The organism is Streptomyces sp. DSM 116793, assembly GCF_057320905.1.
On sequence record NZ_CM170494.1, the window covers coordinates 6865067 to 6880375 of the forward strand.

General features: G+C 73.9%; 12 protein-coding genes. 9 read left to right on the forward strand and 3 right to left on the reverse strand.

Annotated features, from left to right (window positions below):
- The 3 genes from ACSMXW_RS27020 (at window position 1) to ACSMXW_RS27030 (ending at window position 3815) form a co-directional block, all read left to right on the forward strand.
- Window positions 1-234 carry a hypothetical protein gene (locus ACSMXW_RS27020; protein ID WP_485808337.1) on the forward strand — a complete coding sequence of 78 codons (234 nt, stop codon included), beginning with the start codon at window positions 1-3 and terminating at the stop codon, window positions 232-234.
- Between the two features lie 16 nt (window positions 235-250).
- Window positions 251-1765: an Asp-tRNA(Asn)/Glu-tRNA(Gln) amidotransferase subunit GatB gene (gatB, locus tag ACSMXW_RS27025; RefSeq protein WP_485800051.1), complete on the forward strand. Its 1515-nt coding sequence runs from the start codon at window positions 251-253 to the stop codon at window positions 1763-1765.
- A 541-nt stretch (window positions 1766-2306) separates the two neighbouring features.
- Window positions 2307-3815 (forward strand): PP2C family protein-serine/threonine phosphatase, encoded by a 1509-nt coding sequence (locus ACSMXW_RS27030; protein ID WP_485800052.1) that lies wholly within the window; start codon window positions 2307-2309, stop codon window positions 3813-3815.
- Window positions 3816-3882: 67 nt separating this feature from the next.
- Here ACSMXW_RS27030 and ACSMXW_RS27035 read toward each other — a convergent pair whose 3' ends face one another.
- Complete coding sequence (locus ACSMXW_RS27035; protein ID WP_485800053.1) at window positions 3883-4767, reverse strand: oxidoreductase; 885 nt, start codon at window positions 4765-4767, stop codon at window positions 3883-3885.
- Window positions 4768-4967: 200 nt separating this feature from the next.
- Between ACSMXW_RS27035 and ACSMXW_RS27040 the strand changes: the two genes are divergently transcribed.
- The 5 genes from ACSMXW_RS27040 to ACSMXW_RS27060 all read left to right on the forward strand — a co-directional run bounded on the left by ACSMXW_RS27040 (window position 4968) and on the right by ACSMXW_RS27060 (window position 11341).
- Window positions 4968-5642 carry a TetR/AcrR family transcriptional regulator gene (locus ACSMXW_RS27040; RefSeq protein ID WP_485800054.1) on the forward strand — a complete coding sequence of 225 codons (675 nt, stop codon included), beginning with the start codon at window positions 4968-4970 and terminating at the stop codon, window positions 5640-5642.
- A gap of 604 nt (window positions 5643-6246) precedes the next feature.
- On the forward strand, window positions 6247-6963 hold the full coding sequence (locus ACSMXW_RS27045; protein ID WP_485808339.1) for a hypothetical protein: 717 nt from the start codon (window positions 6247-6249) through the stop codon (window positions 6961-6963).
- A 249-nt stretch (window positions 6964-7212) separates the two neighbouring features.
- Complete coding sequence (locus ACSMXW_RS27050; RefSeq protein WP_485800055.1) at window positions 7213-7398, forward strand: hypothetical protein; 186 nt, start codon at window positions 7213-7215, stop codon at window positions 7396-7398.
- A 332-nt stretch (window positions 7399-7730) separates the two neighbouring features.
- A complete protein-coding gene (locus ACSMXW_RS27055) occupies window positions 7731-10877 on the forward strand; it encodes a helix-turn-helix transcriptional regulator (protein ID WP_485800056.1) in 3147 nt (1048 codons plus the stop codon).
- Window positions 10878-11167: 290 nt separating this feature from the next.
- Window positions 11168-11341: a DUF6191 domain-containing protein gene (locus tag ACSMXW_RS27060; RefSeq protein ID WP_485800057.1), complete on the forward strand. Its 174-nt coding sequence runs from the start codon at window positions 11168-11170 to the stop codon at window positions 11339-11341.
- Between the two features lie 274 nt (window positions 11342-11615).
- Here ACSMXW_RS27060 and ACSMXW_RS27065 read toward each other — a convergent pair whose 3' ends face one another.
- Window positions 11616-12779, reverse strand: a complete 1164-nt coding sequence (locus ACSMXW_RS27065) for a PQQ-dependent sugar dehydrogenase (RefSeq protein WP_485800058.1) — start codon at window positions 12777-12779, stop codon at window positions 11616-11618.
- Window positions 12780-12920: 141 nt separating this feature from the next.
- Window positions 12921-13640, reverse strand: coding sequence for a leucine-rich repeat domain-containing protein (locus tag ACSMXW_RS27070; protein ID WP_485800059.1), 720 nt, complete (start codon window positions 13638-13640; stop codon window positions 12921-12923).
- 360 nt (window positions 13641-14000) lie between these two features.
- Between ACSMXW_RS27070 and ACSMXW_RS27075 the strand changes: the two genes are divergently transcribed.
- Window positions 14001-14954, forward strand: a complete 954-nt coding sequence (locus ACSMXW_RS27075; protein ID WP_485800060.1) for a 2-hydroxyacid dehydrogenase — start codon at window positions 14001-14003, stop codon at window positions 14952-14954.
- Window positions 14955-15309 lie beyond the last annotated feature (355 nt).

Sequence of the window (15309 nt, forward strand, 5' to 3'; positions counted from 1 at the left end):
ATGACCAAGAAGGCCAAGAACTTCAAGAAGTCCAAGACCGGCGTGTACGTGTCGATCGCCAGCACGGCCTTCGGCGCCGTCAGCGTGGTCAAGCAGGCCAAGCTGGCCCGGCAGGACAACGACACGCTGCGGCTGGTCGACGCCGCAGTCTCCGCCGCGGCCATCGTCACCGGCCTGGCCATCCTCTACCGCGAGCTGAAGCGCCTGGGCGACGACGACGTCCTGCTGGGCTGAGAGGGAAGTTTTCACCGTGACTGTCACGACCGACCTGGTGCCGTACGAGGAAGCCCTCGCGTCGTACGACCCCGTCATGGGCCTGGAGGTCCATGTCGAGCTGGGCACCAGGACCAAGATGTTCTGCGGGTGCTCGACCGAGCTGGGCGCGCCGCCCAACTCGCAGACCTGTCCCACCTGCCTCGGCCTGCCCGGCGCGCTGCCCGTGATGAACGCGACCGGCGTCGAGTCCGCCATCCGGATCGGCCTCGCGCTGAACTGCGAGATCGCCGAGTGGTGCCGCTTCGCCCGGAAGAACTACTTCTATCCGGACATGCCGAAGAACTTCCAGACCTCGCAGTACGACGAGCCGATCGCCTACAACGGCTACCTGGACGTCCAGCTGGAGGACGGCACCACCTTCCGGGTGGAGATCGAGCGCGCCCACATGGAGGAGGACACCGGGAAGTCCACCCATGTGGGCGGTGCCACGGGCCGCATCCACGGCGCCTCGCACTCCCTGCTCGACTACAACCGCGCGGGCATCCCGCTCATCGAGATCGTCACCAAGCCCATCGTCGGGGCGGGGGAGCGCGCCCCCGAGGTGGCCCGCGCCTACGTCGCCGAGCTGCGCGAGCTGATCAGGGCGCTGGGCGTCTCCGAGGCCCGTATGGAGATGGGCCAGATGCGCTGCGACGTGAACCTCTCGCTGATGCCCAAGGGCAGCGACAAGTTCGGCACCCGCAGCGAGACGAAGAACGTCAACTCCCTGCGCAGCGTCGAGCGCGCCGCCCGGTTCGAGATCCAGCGGCACGCCGCGGTGCTCCGCTCCGGCGCCACCGTCGTCCAGGAGACCCGGCACTTCCACGAGGACCAGGGCACCACCACCTCCGGCCGGGTCAAGGAGGAGGCCGAGGACTACCGGTACTTCCCCGAGCCCGACCTGGTACCGGTCGCGCCGGCCCGCGAGTGGGTGGACGAGCTGCGCCGGGGGCTGCCGGAGCTGCCGCTGCAGCGCCGCAACCGCCTGCGCGAGGAGTGGGGCGTCTCGGCCCACGACATGCAGTCGATCCTGAACGCCGGCGCGATCGAGCCGATCGTCGCGACCATCGAGGCCGGCGCCGACTCCGCCGCCGCCCGCAAGTGGTGGATGGGCGAGCTGGCCCGGCACGCCAACGAAACGGGTATCGAGCCCGGCGCCCTGCCGATCACCCCCGAGCACGTGGCCCGGGTCGCCGCCCTCGTCAAGGAGGGCTCGCTCAACGACAAGCTGGCCCGCCAGGTCATCGAGGGCGTCCTCGCCGGTGAGGGCGGCCCCGACGAGGTCGTGGAGAAGCGCGGCCTGAAGGTCGTCTCGGACGAGGGTGCGCTCACGGCCGCCGTCGAGGAGGCGATCGCGGGCAACGCGGCGGTCGCCGACAAGATCCGCGGCGGCAAGGTGGCGGCCGCGGGCGCGCTGGTCGGCGCGGTCATGAAGGCGACCAGGGGCCAGGCGGACGCGGCCCGCGTCAAGGAGCTGATCCTGGAGAAGCTGGGCGTCACCGACGCCTGAGCCCGGCGGCCCACGTTCCCGAGCACGGCGGCCCCGCGGTGCGCCCCCAGGGGCGTGTGATCCGCAGGGCCGCCGTGCGCCGTCAAGCCGCACGGAGCGTCTCCCGGGAGGCCGTGCCGCGGCGGGGCCGTGGAGGGCCCCTGTCCCCTGTCCCCGCGGAAGCCGTGCAGCGCCGTGCTCCTGCGGAGGACTCGGCGCCCCGGCCGCTTCCCCGCCCCGGGCCGCGCTCCGGGGTCCCCGCGCCCCTGTCGGGGCCGTGCCCCGGGGCGTCCCCCGGGCAGCCGTAGCGACGCGCGGTTCCCGCACTCCTTACCGGAGACGGAGACCATGCGGTGAGGCGCGCCCCGGAAAGGGGGCGCGGTGACCGCGGGGGCAACCGGGAGCACAGCGTTCCCTCGCCACCGGCCGGAAACGGCGGTACCCCTCGCGTGCGGGCCGCGTCCGGTGGGGCTCACGCGCCTCCCGGCCCTGCGCACCGCAGGTCCGTACGGGCGACATATCCGGAAAGTCGCTTCGGGTGCCGAGGGTGTATCCAGGAAGCATGAGCTTCCGGTTTCCGGACGTGGTCTTCGGCGAGCCCACCAAGAGCGGCTGGCCCCTGATCCTCGCCCCGCTGGCGCTGATCGTCGCCATTCCGGTCGCCGACTACTTCCTGGACCCGAATGTGCACATCGCGCCACTGCTGACGGTGGCGCCCGTCTTCACGGCCGCGATCGCCGGCCCCTGGGCCACCGCGGGGATGAGCCTTCTCGCGGTGGCCGCGCAGGCAGTGGCCGGTGTCGAGCGGGACACGCTGGTGACGGAACAGGTCCTCACCGAGGTCGTGGCGCTGGTCCTGCTCACGCCCCTGCTGGTGATCTTCACCTATGTCCGCGAGACGCACCGGACCCAGCTGAGGCGGGCGAGACTGATCTCCGAGACCGCCCAGCGCGCCGTGCTGCGTCCGTTGCCCGAACGAGCGGGCCCGCTGGGCATCGCCACGGAGTACCGCACCGCCGAGCGCGACACCCGCATCGGCGGAGACCTGTTCGCCTTCGCCAGAACCGCCCACTCGACCCGACTGCTCATCGGTGACGTGCGCGGCAAGGGCCTCGACTCGATCACCGACACCTCGATCATGCTCGGCGCCTTCCGGGCGGCGGCACACCGCCAGTCGCCGCTGCCGGAACTGGTCGCCTATCTGGAGGGCAGCGTCCACTGGGGGCTGTCCGAGCTGGCCGGGGTGGAGACCGACGTCGGGGAGCGCTTCGTGACGGCGGTGGTGGCGGACATCCCCGACGAGGAGCCCGTCATCCGGCTGGTGAGCTGCGGCCACCCGCCGCCCCTGCTGCTGCGGGACGGCACGGCCACCTCGCTGATCGTGGGCCACCCCGCGCCGCCGCTCGGCCTCGGCGGCCTCGCCGCGAGTTCGTACGCCCCGCAGACGTTCCCCTTCCCGGAGGGGGGCCATGTGCTGCTCTACACGGACGGTGTCTCGGAGGCTCGGGACCGCGAGGGCGTCTTCTACCCGCTGACCGACCGGGCCGCCACGGCGAGCCGCATCGTGGCCTGGGCGGCCGGCGGCCCCGAGATGCTGGTGGAGTTCCTCACCAGCGACCTCCTGGAGTACGCGGGCAGCGCGCTGAACGACGACATGGCCATGATCGCCGTCGAGCGCACCCGCCCGTCCGAGCGCGCCGAACGGGAGGCCGAGGCCGCCCACCGCCCACCGGGCGCCACCGACGACGCCTGGTCAGCCCACCGCCTGGTGGGGGACATGACAGGCCTGGCACGGAACGGCAGGGCGGCGGAGACCGAATGGCCGGGGCGCGGGGCGGGCGCAGGTCGGCCGAACGGCGGGGCGGGTGCAGGTCGGCCGGACCGTGAGGCCGGCGCTGGGTGGTCGGACCGTGAGGCCGGTGCTGGTCGGTCGGGCCGTGCGGAGGGTGTCGACCGGCCGGGGGCCAGACGTGGGCAGCGGCGGAGGATGATCGGGTGGTCGACCCCCTACGCGGAGGGCGCGGTTCCACGCACAGGGGTCTCACCCACAGGGGGCGGCCCCCACGCGTAGGACGGCGTGAGGGCCGAGGGTATGTACGCCGGGGCGCGCCCGGGCGCCCCGGGCGTCCCGCCGGAGGTCACGGCAACCGCGGGATCGGCGCGTCGCTGTCGTAGTCGATGGACTCCGACAGCGAGCGCCACGCCTCGTCCGCCGCGGCCTTCCGCCGGTCCGCCTCGGTGACCAGCCGGTACGCGTCGGAGCCCAGCAGCAGGTGAAGCGGCGGTTCCGGCAGCTCGGGCAGGCCGAGGATCACCTCGGCGGCCTTGTGCGGGTCGCCGTTCTGCCGGCCGTCCATGCCCCGGAACAACTCGGCGTTGACCCCCACGGACTGCTGGTACGGCTCGCTGATCGGCGGGATCTGCATCGAGGAGCCCGCCCAGTCGGTGCGCAGGCCGCCGGGCTCGATGATCGTGACGTTGATCCCCAGCGGCCGTACCTCCTTGGACAGCACCTCGGAGAAGCCGCCCACGGCCCACTTGGCGCTCTGGTACGCGGCGAGCCCGGGGGTGGTGATCCGGCCGCCGCTCGAGGAGACCTGGATGATGTGCCCCGCACCCTGTTCGCGCAGGATCGGCAGGGCCGCCTTGGTGACGTGGTAGACGCCGTAGAAGTTGGTGTCCATCTGGGCCCGGAACGACTCGTCCGTGACGTCCTCGATGGCGGCGACGTCGCCATAGCCGGCGTTGTTGACGACGACGTCGAGCCGGCCGAACGCCTCCGCGGCCTCGGCCACCGCCGTCCGCGCCGCCGCGCCGTCGGTGACGTCCAGGGCGACTGCCCGGATGCGGTCCGGACCGTACCGCCCGACCAGGTCGTCGAGCTGTGCGGGGGTGCGCGCCGTGGCCGTCACGCGGTGTCCCGCCGCCAGCGCGGCCTCGGTGATGGCACGGCCGAGCCCCCGGGAGCTGCCGGTGATGAACCAGGCCCGGGAGTCGGGGGCGGGGGTACTGCTGGGTGCCATGAGGGGCTCCTGAAAAGAGTGTGATCGTGAAGCAACCGGTGTCGGGGTAAGTAACTGACTATCCAGTTACTTCGACCGTACGCCTGGCTGACCGGTTGTGGCAAGCGCTCAGACGGCAGGGCCAACGGGTGGGAAGCGGCTTATCGAGGTTGATGACCATCTGGTTAGTCACCGAGGCTCATTGCGATTAGCATGGGGGGATGCCCAGGGACTCCCAAGCGACCAAGGCCCGGCTCCTGCAAGCGGCGAGCGAGGAGTTCGCCGCGCACGGGATCGCGGGCGCGCGCGTGGACCGGATCGCCGCGGCGGCGGGCTGCAACAAGAACCTGATCTACGTGCACTTCGGCAGCAAGGAGGGGCTCTTCGACGCGGTCTTCGCGCGGGCCGCCGAGGAGTTGCAGAACGCCGTCCCGATCACCCCCGACGACCTCCCGGGCTACGCCGGAGCGCTCCACGACTTCTATCTGACCCACCCGCGGCTGATGCGGCTCGCCCGCTGGCACAGCCTGGAGCGGCCGGGTGCGACGGAACTGCTGCCGGTGGTGGCGTCCGCGAACTCCGCCAAGGTGCGGGCGCTGTCCCGGGCGCAGGCGGAAGGACATGTGGACGCGGGTCTTCCGCCGCAGACGCTGCTCTCGCTGGTCCTGTCCCTGGCGAGCACCTGGAGCCCGGGGAGTCCCGAGGGCTTCGGGGAGGGCGCCGACTCGGCCGAGGCGATCGCCCTGCGGCGCCATGCGATCGTCCTGGCCGTCGCCCGCCTCGTCAGGCCGCCCGGGGCGGGGGCGGCGCCCGGGGCGGGGGCGGCGCCCGGGGCGGGGGCGGCGCCCGGGGCGGGGGCGTCGGGGGTGCCGGGGACGTCGGTCGCGGGGGAGTGACGCGGGGCCAGGTTGTGCAGGTGGTCTGGGTTTCTCCCTGGTCGTCGGAGCGCAACCGGCCACCGGCCGGAACCCGGGAGCCGACGGGAAGTGGCCCGACAAGGGGGCGCGGGGCGTCGCGCCCCCCGGCCGGCCACCGGCCGGAACCCGGGAGCCGGCAGAAGCCACCCCGGCAAGGGCCGCGGGGTACGGCGCAGAGCGGCGCGCCGCTTCCCGCACCCCTTTCCGCGGTGCGCGTTCCGTGGTTGTCGCCCCCCGCGGCGGGTTGCCGTGGGGGCGGGTGCGTATGCTGGCGCGGCGAGCGCCTCTGACGCCACGGGTGCCGTGGGACATTTCGCCTGGTGTGCGGCTGCCTTTCACCAAGTCGACATACGGGCGCTCCTAGGCTCTCTGCGCGTTGAAACCGGTCCCCGAGGGGGCCTGGCGATCATTAAGAAAGCTCTCAGAATCCGTACGTACGGTGCGCTGCATGGCATTCAGGACAACTGACGCAGCCGCGGCGGAGACCCGTTCCGCGGGCCGCACGCCCAGCACGGACGAGGCCGCGAAGGAAGGGGCCGAGGGCATCCGGGACGACGGACAGCACAACGAAAAGGGACAGGGCATGGACAGGCCGGAAGGGCCCGCAGGCAAGGGCGAGGAGCCCACGAAGAAGCCCCCGGAGGCCGACGGCGCCGAGCAGGCGGCCGGGTCACCGAAGGAACCCGGGGACGCCGCGCCGGCCCCGCAGGGCGGTGAGCCCGCGGCGGACCGCGGAACCGCGGCCACCCCGGGCGGCAGCACGGACGCGGGCTCCGGCGCCGGCTCCGAGGAGGGCGCGGGGGCGGGCTCCGGCGCGGGCGAGACCCCGGGCGCCGGAGCAGGCGCCGATGCCGGCGCGGGCGACTACGCCTTCCCTGCAGAGGACGGCGGCGCCCCGACGTCGTCGGCGGTCGCCCAGGGCGCCGGCGCGGTGGTGGCCGCGGGACTCGGTTTCGTCTCGCTCACCGGAAGCTGGCTCGGGACCGTCGCGGGCGCCCGTGAATCGCTGATCGGGCAGCTCCAGACCTCCCAAGGTGCCAGCGTCGCCAAGCAGATCCACGAGGTGTACGGCGACCAGTGGCATGTCACCGCGCTGGTCAGCGGCATCTTCGCGCTGGCCGCGCTGATCGTCGGTGTGGTGGTGCTGGCCAGGCCCGCCTTCGGGGCGCCGGGCGAGCAGCAGGCGACGTGGATCAAGTCGGTGTCCTGGGCGGGCGTCTGCCTGGGCGTGATCGGACTGCTGCTCGCCGTCCTGAAGTACACCGACGCCATTCTGGGACTGCCTTCGGTCTCCTCCTGACGGGGCGGGGAGCCGAGGGCCTTGGACGCTGCCTTAGACGCTCGGCCCATGTCAGGCCCCGGTCACGACGGCCGGGCACGTCGTGCGGGACCTCCCTGAGCACGCCGTACGGCACGGCTAAGGCATCCCCCGTCCGCACAATGCGGAACTCTCCCGATGCGGCGGAACCCCCTGGGAGACGAGTCTTGAGGCATCGCGCCGGCCATGGCCGGCGATGCCGGAACGACCGACTCGTCCCAGGGGGTTCGCATGTTTCAGTTCAGTGTGTTCCAGACGCGTGAGGCCGACCTGATCCGCGCCGCCGAGCGGCGCCGGCTGCTGCGGGAGGCCCGCGAGGCAAGCCGGGCGGGATCCGGGGCGCGCGGCACGCCGGCCCGCGAGGGCGGCGGCAAGGCCGCCAGTCCGGCCCGCGCCTGCGCACCCCGTACGGCATGAGCCCCGCCGGCGCCCCGGCCGGCACCGTGCGGGGGGACGGTGCCGTCAGCCGGCCGCCGGCGGCGCGCGGACACGGGCGACCCACGGCGGGCGCCGCGGCACGGGGGGCCGCGGCGCGTGCCGCGGCGCGCGGAGCCGTCGCGTTCGCGCGCGTGGGCGGGGGCCCAGGGGCGATGGGTGAGGCCGCCCCGTCGGTGAATGAGTCCGCACCGCCGACGAGGACGCCCGCAGCGCCGGCGAGCACGGCCGCAGCGCCGGCGAGCACGGCCGTCCCGTCGGTGGGGAATGCCGCACCGGCGATAAGCGATGCCGCACTGTCACACCCCTGTGTCATGCTCGGCGCTGTGGAGACCAGATCCGTCAGCCCGGTGTTCGTCGGCCGCGCCGACGAGTTGGAGGTGCTGCGCGCCGCTCTCGCCCGTGCCACCGGCGCCGCGGGCCACCGGCCGCCCGCCCAGGAGACCGGGCCCGCCGGCGTGCCGGTCGCGGGCGCTCCGGACGAGCCGGGCCCCGCGGGGGAGCCGTATGCGCTGCTGCTCGGCGGCGAGGCGGGTGTCGGCAAGACCCGCCTCGTGGAGGAGTTCGCGGCGTTCGCCCGGCGCGAGGGCGCGGTCGTCGCCTGCGGCGGCTGCATCGAGATCGGGGCGGACGGACTGCCCTTCGCGCCGTTCTCCGCGGCCCTGCGCGCCCTGCGCAGACAGCTGCCCGAGGAGATGGCGGCCGCCGCCGCGGGCCAGGAGGCCGAGCTCGCCCGGCTGCTCCCCGAGCTCGGCGAGGCCCCCCGCGGCCTGCACGACGAGGAGGACATGGCCCGCCTCTTCGAGCTGACCGCCCGCGTCCTGGAGCGCCTGGCCACCGGCCGCACCCTGGTCCTCGCCCTGGAGGACCTGCACTGGGCGGACGCCTCCACCCGGCACCTGCTCGCCTTCCTGCTGCGCACCCTGCGCACCCACCGCATCCTGATCCTCGCCACCTTCCGCGCCGACGACATCCACCGCCGCCACCCGCTGCGCCCCCTGCTCGCCGAGCTGGACCGGCTGCGCACCGTCCGCCGTATCGAGCTGCGCCGCTTCAGCCGCGCCGAGGTCACCCGCCAACTGGCCGGCATCCTCGCCGCCGAGCCGGCCCCGGACCTCGTCGACGAGATCTTCGAGCGGTCGGACGGCAATGCGTTCTTCGTCGAGGAGCTGGCCGTCGCCGCGCACGAGGGCGGCGGCTGCGCCGGCCTCACCGACTCCCTCCGCGACCTCCTCCTGGTGCGCGTCGAGCAGCTGCCGCCGCACGCCCAGCGTGCCGTGCGGATCGCCGCCGAGGGCGGCTCCACCGTCGAGTACCCGCTCCTCGCGGCCGTCGCGGGCCTCGCCGAGGACGATCTGATCGAGGCACTCAGAGCCGCCGTCGGCGCCAGCATCCTCACCGCCACGCCCGACGGCGACGGCTACCGCTTCCGCCACTCCCTGGTGCGTGAGGCCGTCAGTGACGACCTGCTCCCCGGCGAGCGCTCCCGCCTCAACCGCCGCTACGCCGAGGCCCTGGAGGCCGACCCCGCGGTCGTCCCCAGCGACGAGCGCGCCACCCGCCTCGCCAGCTACTGGTACCACGCGCACGACGCCGCCAAGGCACTGCCCGCCGTGCTCCGCGCCTCCGTCGCGGCCCGCCGTCGGCATGCGTACTCGGAGCAGCTGCGGCTGCTGGAGCGCGCCATGGAGCTGTGGGACGCCGCCCCGGAGTCCGTCCGCGCCGAGCTGCGCCCGGTGGACTACGCCGAGTCGTACCTCCCCTGCGGCTGCGACCCCGGGACCGCCCCGCTGCGCTTCCTCGACCTGCTCGCCGAGGCCGCGGTGGCCGGCCGGCTCTGCGGCGAGCGGCTGCGCGCCCTGAAGATCACCAAGCGGGCGCTGCGGCTCCTGGAGGAGGACGACTCCGACGGTCAGGACCCGCTGCGCGCCGCCTGGTTCTGGCTCCAGCGCTCCCGCCTGGTGCAGAGCCTCGCGCACGGCGACGGCTGGCGGGAGCTGGGCACCGCGCAGGACCTGGTGCGCGGCCTGCCGCCGTCCCCTGTGCACGCCGAGGTGCTGGCCCACGTGGCCAACTGGTCGATGCTCCATGAGCCGGGCCACGAGAGCCTCGCCGCCGCCGAGCGCGCCGTGGAGTACGCCCATATGGTCGGAGCCCGCGACATCGAGATGCACGCCCGCATCACCCTGGGCGGCCTGATGGTCGACGCCGGCCAGGTGGAGGAGGGCCTCGCCGAGATGTACGACGTCGCCGCCCGCGTCACCGAGCTGGGCATCGCCGGCTGTGTGAGCCGCAGCCATGTGAACCTCCCCTCCGTGCTGGAGGGCGTCGGCCGCTCCCGCGAGGCCGTCGGCATCCTGGAGGAGGGCCTCCAGCTCACCAGGAAGTACGGGCTGCGCGACACCGAGGCCTGGATGTGGGGCAATCTCTCCGAGTCGCTGTATGCGCTGGGGCGTTGGGACAGGGCCGCGGAGGCCGCCGCGCGGGCCGAGCGCATCGGGCACAGCGCCAAGCCCCGCGGTGCCGGCGCGGCCCGCCTCGCCCATCTCGCCCTGGCCCGCGGCGACATGGCCGAGGCGGCCCGCCGGCTCGCCGCCGCCCGCGGGCACTACGGCACCCATGACCGCATGCCCCAGCAGTCCATACCGCTCGCCCGCATCGCGATCGGCGTCGCCGCGGGCGAGGGGCGCATCCTCGACGCCCGCACCGAGCTGGCGGAGGCCGTCGCCGCCGGCTTTCCGCCCGGCACCCAGCGGTACGCATGGCCCCTGCTGCTGGCCGCGGCGACCACGGAGGCCGACGCCCGCACCCTGCCCGTCGCCGAGCCGGGCAGGGCCGAGGCCCTGGAGCGCATCAGGGGCGCCGCCAAGTCACTCGCCACCGGCGTCCCGGTCTGGGACGCCTATGCGCAGTGGGTGCGAGCGGAGCTGCTGCGCGCCGAGGGCCGGGCCGCCCCCGACGGCTGGCTGGAGGTGCTCTGCGCCTTCGGCCCCCTGGAGCGGCCCTACGACGTCGCCCGCGTCCGGTACCGGCTGGCGGAGGCCCTGCTCACGGCCGGCGCCGGCGATGACGACCGGGACCGCGCCGCCGAACTGCTCCGGCAGGCCGGCGCGGTGGCCGAGCACCTGGGGGCCCGGCCGCTCGCCGAGGCCGTCGCCGCGCTCGCCCACCGGGGCCGGCTGGCCCTCACCCGCGGGGCGGCCCGCGACCCCGCCGACCCGGCCGAGGCGCTGGGGCTCACCAGCCGGGAGCGTGACGTACTGCGGCTGGTCGCCGCCGGCCGCACCAACCGCCAGATCGCCGAGGAGCTCTTCATCTCCCCGAAGACCGCCAGCGTGCACGTCTCCAACATCCTCGCCAAGCTGGGCGTCTCCGGCCGCGGGGAGGCCGCCGCGCTGGCCCACAGCCGACAGCTCTTCACCACCGGACGGAGCTCCACCCCTGTCGCCCGCCGGGCGTGAGGCGGGCGCCTCACCCACGGTGCGGGTCGGGCGCGGTGCGGGCGCGGCGCGGTGCGGGTTGGGCGCGACGGGGCGGGCCCAGACCGGGCGTGGTACGGGGCGGGCCCGGGCTCGCCCGGTCAGCACCGCCACAGCCGGGGTCAGCCGCCTGGTCCGTCCGTCCCCGCGCGTCCCCGCGCGCCCCGCCCGGACCCGGAACCGGCGCCCCGCCCCGACTGTGACCGGCGAGACACGCCGCTTCCGGCCGGGCTCGCTTACGCTGAAGCGAGGACTCGGCCCTGGGAGGCGGCGTGTTCAACCTGATCGAGGAACTCTTCGCACCCGGCCGCAAGCACACCGACGAAGAGCGCAAGCGTCTGGAGCTCACCCGGGTCGACCTCTACGAGGGCGACCCCGGACGGGGCCCCATAGACCTGGACTCGGGCAAGGTCGTCGTCCGCAAGCCCACCCAAGAAGAGGCCTAGACCCGGAGATTGGGCGGCCCACCCGGGGCCCCGTCGGCGCGGAGATGCCATGCCGCACACACCGGTTCGCCCGCCGGGCCGGGAGATGCCACCGCGCCCACGCCGACACGCCCGCCCACGCGGAGACGCCACGGCGCACACGCCGGTCCCCTCACCCAGGTCGCGTCACCGGTGCCGTCCCGCCCGCGCGGCCACGTCACCCGTGCCGGTGCCCGTCGCGGCAGGCGCACCGGACCGCCGGCACCCGTTCCCCGCCCGGCGCTTTCGCACCGACCTACTTCACCTGGACCTCAAGGATCCGGTCGTCGCCCTGCTGCGGAGTGCCCCGGGTGTCCGTCTCGCTGGTGGTGAGCCAGAGCTTGTCGCCGCCCGCCGGGGCGACCGTGCGCAGGCGGCCGTGGGTGCCCTTGAAGAACGACTGCGGGGCGGCCGAGACGTGCGTGCCGTCCAGAGGGATGCGCCACAGCCGCTCGCCGCGCAGCGCCGCCATCCAGATGCTCCCCTCGGCATAGGCGATACCGCTCGGTGAGGCCTCCGATGTCCGCCACTGGGCCACCGGGTCGTGGAAGCCCTTCCTGCCTCCCTTGCCCTCCACTTCCGGCCATCCGTAGTTGTCGCCCGGCTCGATCAGGTTCAGCTCGTCCCAGGTGTCCTGTCCGAACTCCGAGGCCCACAGCCGGCGGTGGGTGTCCCAGGCCAGGCCCTGCACGTTGCGGTGCCCGTAGGAGTAGACGTAGGGCGCGTTCCTGAAGGGGTTGCCCGGGGCCGGGCGGCCGTCCGGGGTCATCCGGAGGATCTTGCCGCCGAGGTCCGTCTTCACCTGGGCCCGGCCGCGCTCGCCCGACTCGCCGGTGCCCGCGTACAGCAACTTGTCCGGGCCGAAGGCGATCCGGCCCCCGTTGTGGATGAAGCCCTTCGGGATGCCGCGCAGCAGGGTGCTGGGCGCGCCGAGCTGGTCGCCGGGCGCCCGCTTCTCGTCGTACGGCATGCGGACGATGCGGTTGTCGGACGCGGTGGTGAAGTAGGCGTACACCATGTGGTCCGAGGCGAAGGACGGCGAGAGCGTGATGCCGAGCAGGCCACCCTCGCCGGCCGGTGACACCCCGGGCACCGAGCCGACCTCCGTCTTCCTGCCGCTCTTGGCGTCGACCCGGGTGATGGTGGCCTCGTCCCGTGACGAGACGAGCAGGTCGCCGCCCGGCAGCTCCGCGAGGCCCCAGGGGGACTTCAGATCCGCGGTGAGGGTGCGCACCACCTTTGCGGAGCCCTTGTCCGGGGGTGCTGCCGGGACCCGGGCCGAGGCGGAGGAGCCCGGGTGCGCGGGGCTCGCCTCGCCGCTTCTCGTCTGCCGCGGGTGGGAGTCGCCGCCTGAGGAGCAGGCGGCGACGGCGAGGAGGACGACGGCGACCAAGGCGGCCGACGCGGCTGAGCGATGCACGATGGGTCCCTTCGACGCAGCGGTACTCCTGTTCCTACACTGCCCGGGGACTCAGGGCGCAGGGACGGGGCGGGAACTCACGTGAGCGCGAGCACCCCGCCGCTCCGGCTCACGTGAGCACGAAGCTCTCCGCCGCCCGGCTCACGTCAGCACGAAGCACCCCCGCCGCTCCAGCTCGCCCAGCAGCGCCCGCGCGGGCTCGCACGGGTTCCAGCGCAGGTCCAGTTTCTCCAGCGAGGGCATCGCGGCCACCCAGTCCGGCAGCCGCGCGATGCGGTTGGCCCGCAGGTCGAGGTGGCGCAGGCGGGGCAGGCCGGCCAGCGTCCTGGGGAGCTCCGTCAGTGCGTTCTCCCGCAGGTCCAGATGCCGCAGCTCGCGCAGGCCGGCTGTGGACGGCGGCAGGTTCCCGATCAGGTTGCCGCGGAGCCACAGCTCGCGCAGGCCGCGCAGGCGGCCGATGCCGTCGGGCAGCGTGGTCAGCCGGTTGTGCTGGGCCCGCAGTTCGACCAGGGCGGTCATGCGGCCGACGGCCTCGGGCAGCGCGGTGAGGGCGTTCTCGCCGACGTTGAGGTAACGCAGGCGCGTCAGGTTGCCCAGCGAGTCCGGGAGCCGGGAGAGGGCGTTGCCGTGCAGGTAGAGGCAGTCGTCGAGGCCGGTGAGGTCGCCCAGTTCGTCGGGCACGGACGCGAGCTCGTTGTGGCCGAGGTCCAAGGTGGTCAGCCGGCGCATCCGCCCGATCTCCGGCGGGAGGGATCTGAGGCCGTTGCCGGCGAGGACCAGCACCTGGAGCTCGGTGCGCCGCCAGACCGACTCGGGCACCTCTCCGAGCCGGTGACGCCACAGGTTCAGTACGTGCCGCACGGCTGGTCCCTTTCGCAGGTGGCCGAGGTGGCCGAGGTGGCCGAGGTGGCCGAGGTGGCCGAGGTGGCCGGGGTGGCCGGGGTGGCCGGGGTGGCCGGGGTGGCCGGGGTGGCCGGGATGACCGGGATGGGGCCTCGATTCTCGCCGGGGGGCCGGGCACCGGGGAAGCCGCCCCGGGCACCGCGGGAGCCGCCCGCGCGCCGTGCGGACGGAAGCGGGCACGCCCTTGGCCGGAACGGTTCCGTCACCCGTGTGGTGAACCTCGGATGCCTGGCATGTGCCATTCCGCCCCCAGGGGTGGCGGGCCCGGGCAGGGGCCGCTCCGCTGCCCGGTGGGGTGGAGGCTCTAGCCTCCAGAGCATGACTTCAGACGTGTGGCTTCCCATTCCCCCGCAGGAGATCGACGGGCTCCCCGAGGGCCCCACCTACCGGTTCTGGGACGGCGGTGACGACGGCGAGCAGGAGTTCCCCGGCGACCCGGCGGAGTGCGCGGTGTACGTGGTGCCGTACATGAAGCCCGTCCGCACCCGTACCCGGCCCCTGGAGCGCATGACGGGCCTTGAGGTGATCCAGACGCTCACGGCCGGGGTGGACGACATCCTGGCGAACCTGGACGCCGTGCGCCCCGGCGTGCGGCTGTGCAACGCGCGCGGGGTGCACGAGGCCAGCACCGCCGAGCTGGCCCTGGCGCTCATCCTCGCCTCGCTGCGGGGCATCCCCGGCTTCGTCAGGGCGCAGCAGACGGGCCACTGGGGAGGCGGCTTCCACCCGGCCCTCGCGGACAAGTCCGTGCTGATCGTGGGCTACGGGGCCATCGGCTCGGCGGTGGAGGACCGGCTTGCGCCCTTTGAGGTCGCGCGGGTGACGCGCATCGCGCGCTCCGCGCGCGCAACCGAGCGCGGGCCCGTGCATCAGCTCGCTGATCTCCCCGCCCTCCTGCCGGAGGCCGACGTGGTGGTCCTCACCACCCCTTTGAGTGACTCCACCCGGGGTCTGGTGGATGCCGAATTCCTCGGCCGGATGAAGGACGGCGCCCTTCTGGTGAACGTCGCCCGCGGCCCCGTCGTCGACACCAAGGCGCTCCTCACCGAACTGGAGACCGGCCGGATCACCGCCGCCCTCGATGTGACCGACCCCGAGCCGCTGCCCCCGGGCCACCCCCTGTGGCACGCGCCGGGCGTGCTCATCAGTCCCCATGTGGGTGGTCCCACGTCGGCCTTCGGCCCCCGCGCCAAGCGCCTGATAGCGTCGCAGTTGTCCCGCTATGCGGCCGGAGAACCCCTCGACAACCTCATCCTGACCACCGGAGACTGACGCACCGACAGTCCACCCAGAGCACTCAGACCACACACTTGGGACATGGCCGTAAAACCTGAGTATTCCCATGAATACGGGGCGTGTTCATATGGCCTCCACCGATTACGCTCGGTAGATGGGCTATGTCGCTGAGTGACGATCCTGGTGTATCGTCCCGGACAGGGGGCTGCGCCGCGCGGGAACGGCGCGGGGGACAGGCCCCAATGACCTGCGAGGGGGGCGACGGGCGATGCACGGCCAATGGACAATCAATCCGCAGCGGCGAAGCCGCCGACTGGAACCCCGGCGACCGGTGACGCGCATACCGAGCGGCGCGACCCAGGGCACGCGCGCACCGGGCGCCGGCAGAGGA

Bases quoted from the DNA above. Each gene is read 5' to 3' on its own strand.
- ACSMXW_RS27075 (WP_485800060.1), top strand. From the start codon at position 14,001: ATGACTTCAGACGTGTGGCTTCCCATTCCCCCGCAGGAGATCGACGGG.
- ACSMXW_RS27030 (WP_485800052.1), top strand. From the start codon at position 2,307: ATGAGCTTCCGGTTTCCGGACGTGGTCTTCGGCGAGCCCACCAAGAGC.
- ACSMXW_RS27045 (WP_485808339.1), top strand. From the start codon at position 6,247: ATGGACAGGCCGGAAGGGCCCGCAGGCAAGGGCGAGGAGCCCACGAAG.
- ACSMXW_RS27055 (WP_485800056.1), top strand. From the start codon at position 7,731: ATGCTCGGCGCTGTGGAGACCAGATCCGTCAGCCCGGTGTTCGTCGGC.
- ACSMXW_RS27020 (WP_485808337.1), top strand. From the start codon at position 1: ATGACCAAGAAGGCCAAGAACTTCAAGAAGTCCAAGACCGGCGTGTAC.
- ACSMXW_RS27040 (WP_485800054.1), top strand. From the start codon at position 4,968: ATGCCCAGGGACTCCCAAGCGACCAAGGCCCGGCTCCTGCAAGCGGCG.
- ACSMXW_RS27050 (WP_485800055.1), top strand. From the start codon at position 7,213: ATGTTTCAGTTCAGTGTGTTCCAGACGCGTGAGGCCGACCTGATCCGC.
- ACSMXW_RS27035 (WP_485800053.1), bottom strand. From the start codon at position 4,767: ATGGCACCCAGCAGTACCCCCGCCCCCGACTCCCGGGCCTGGTTCATC.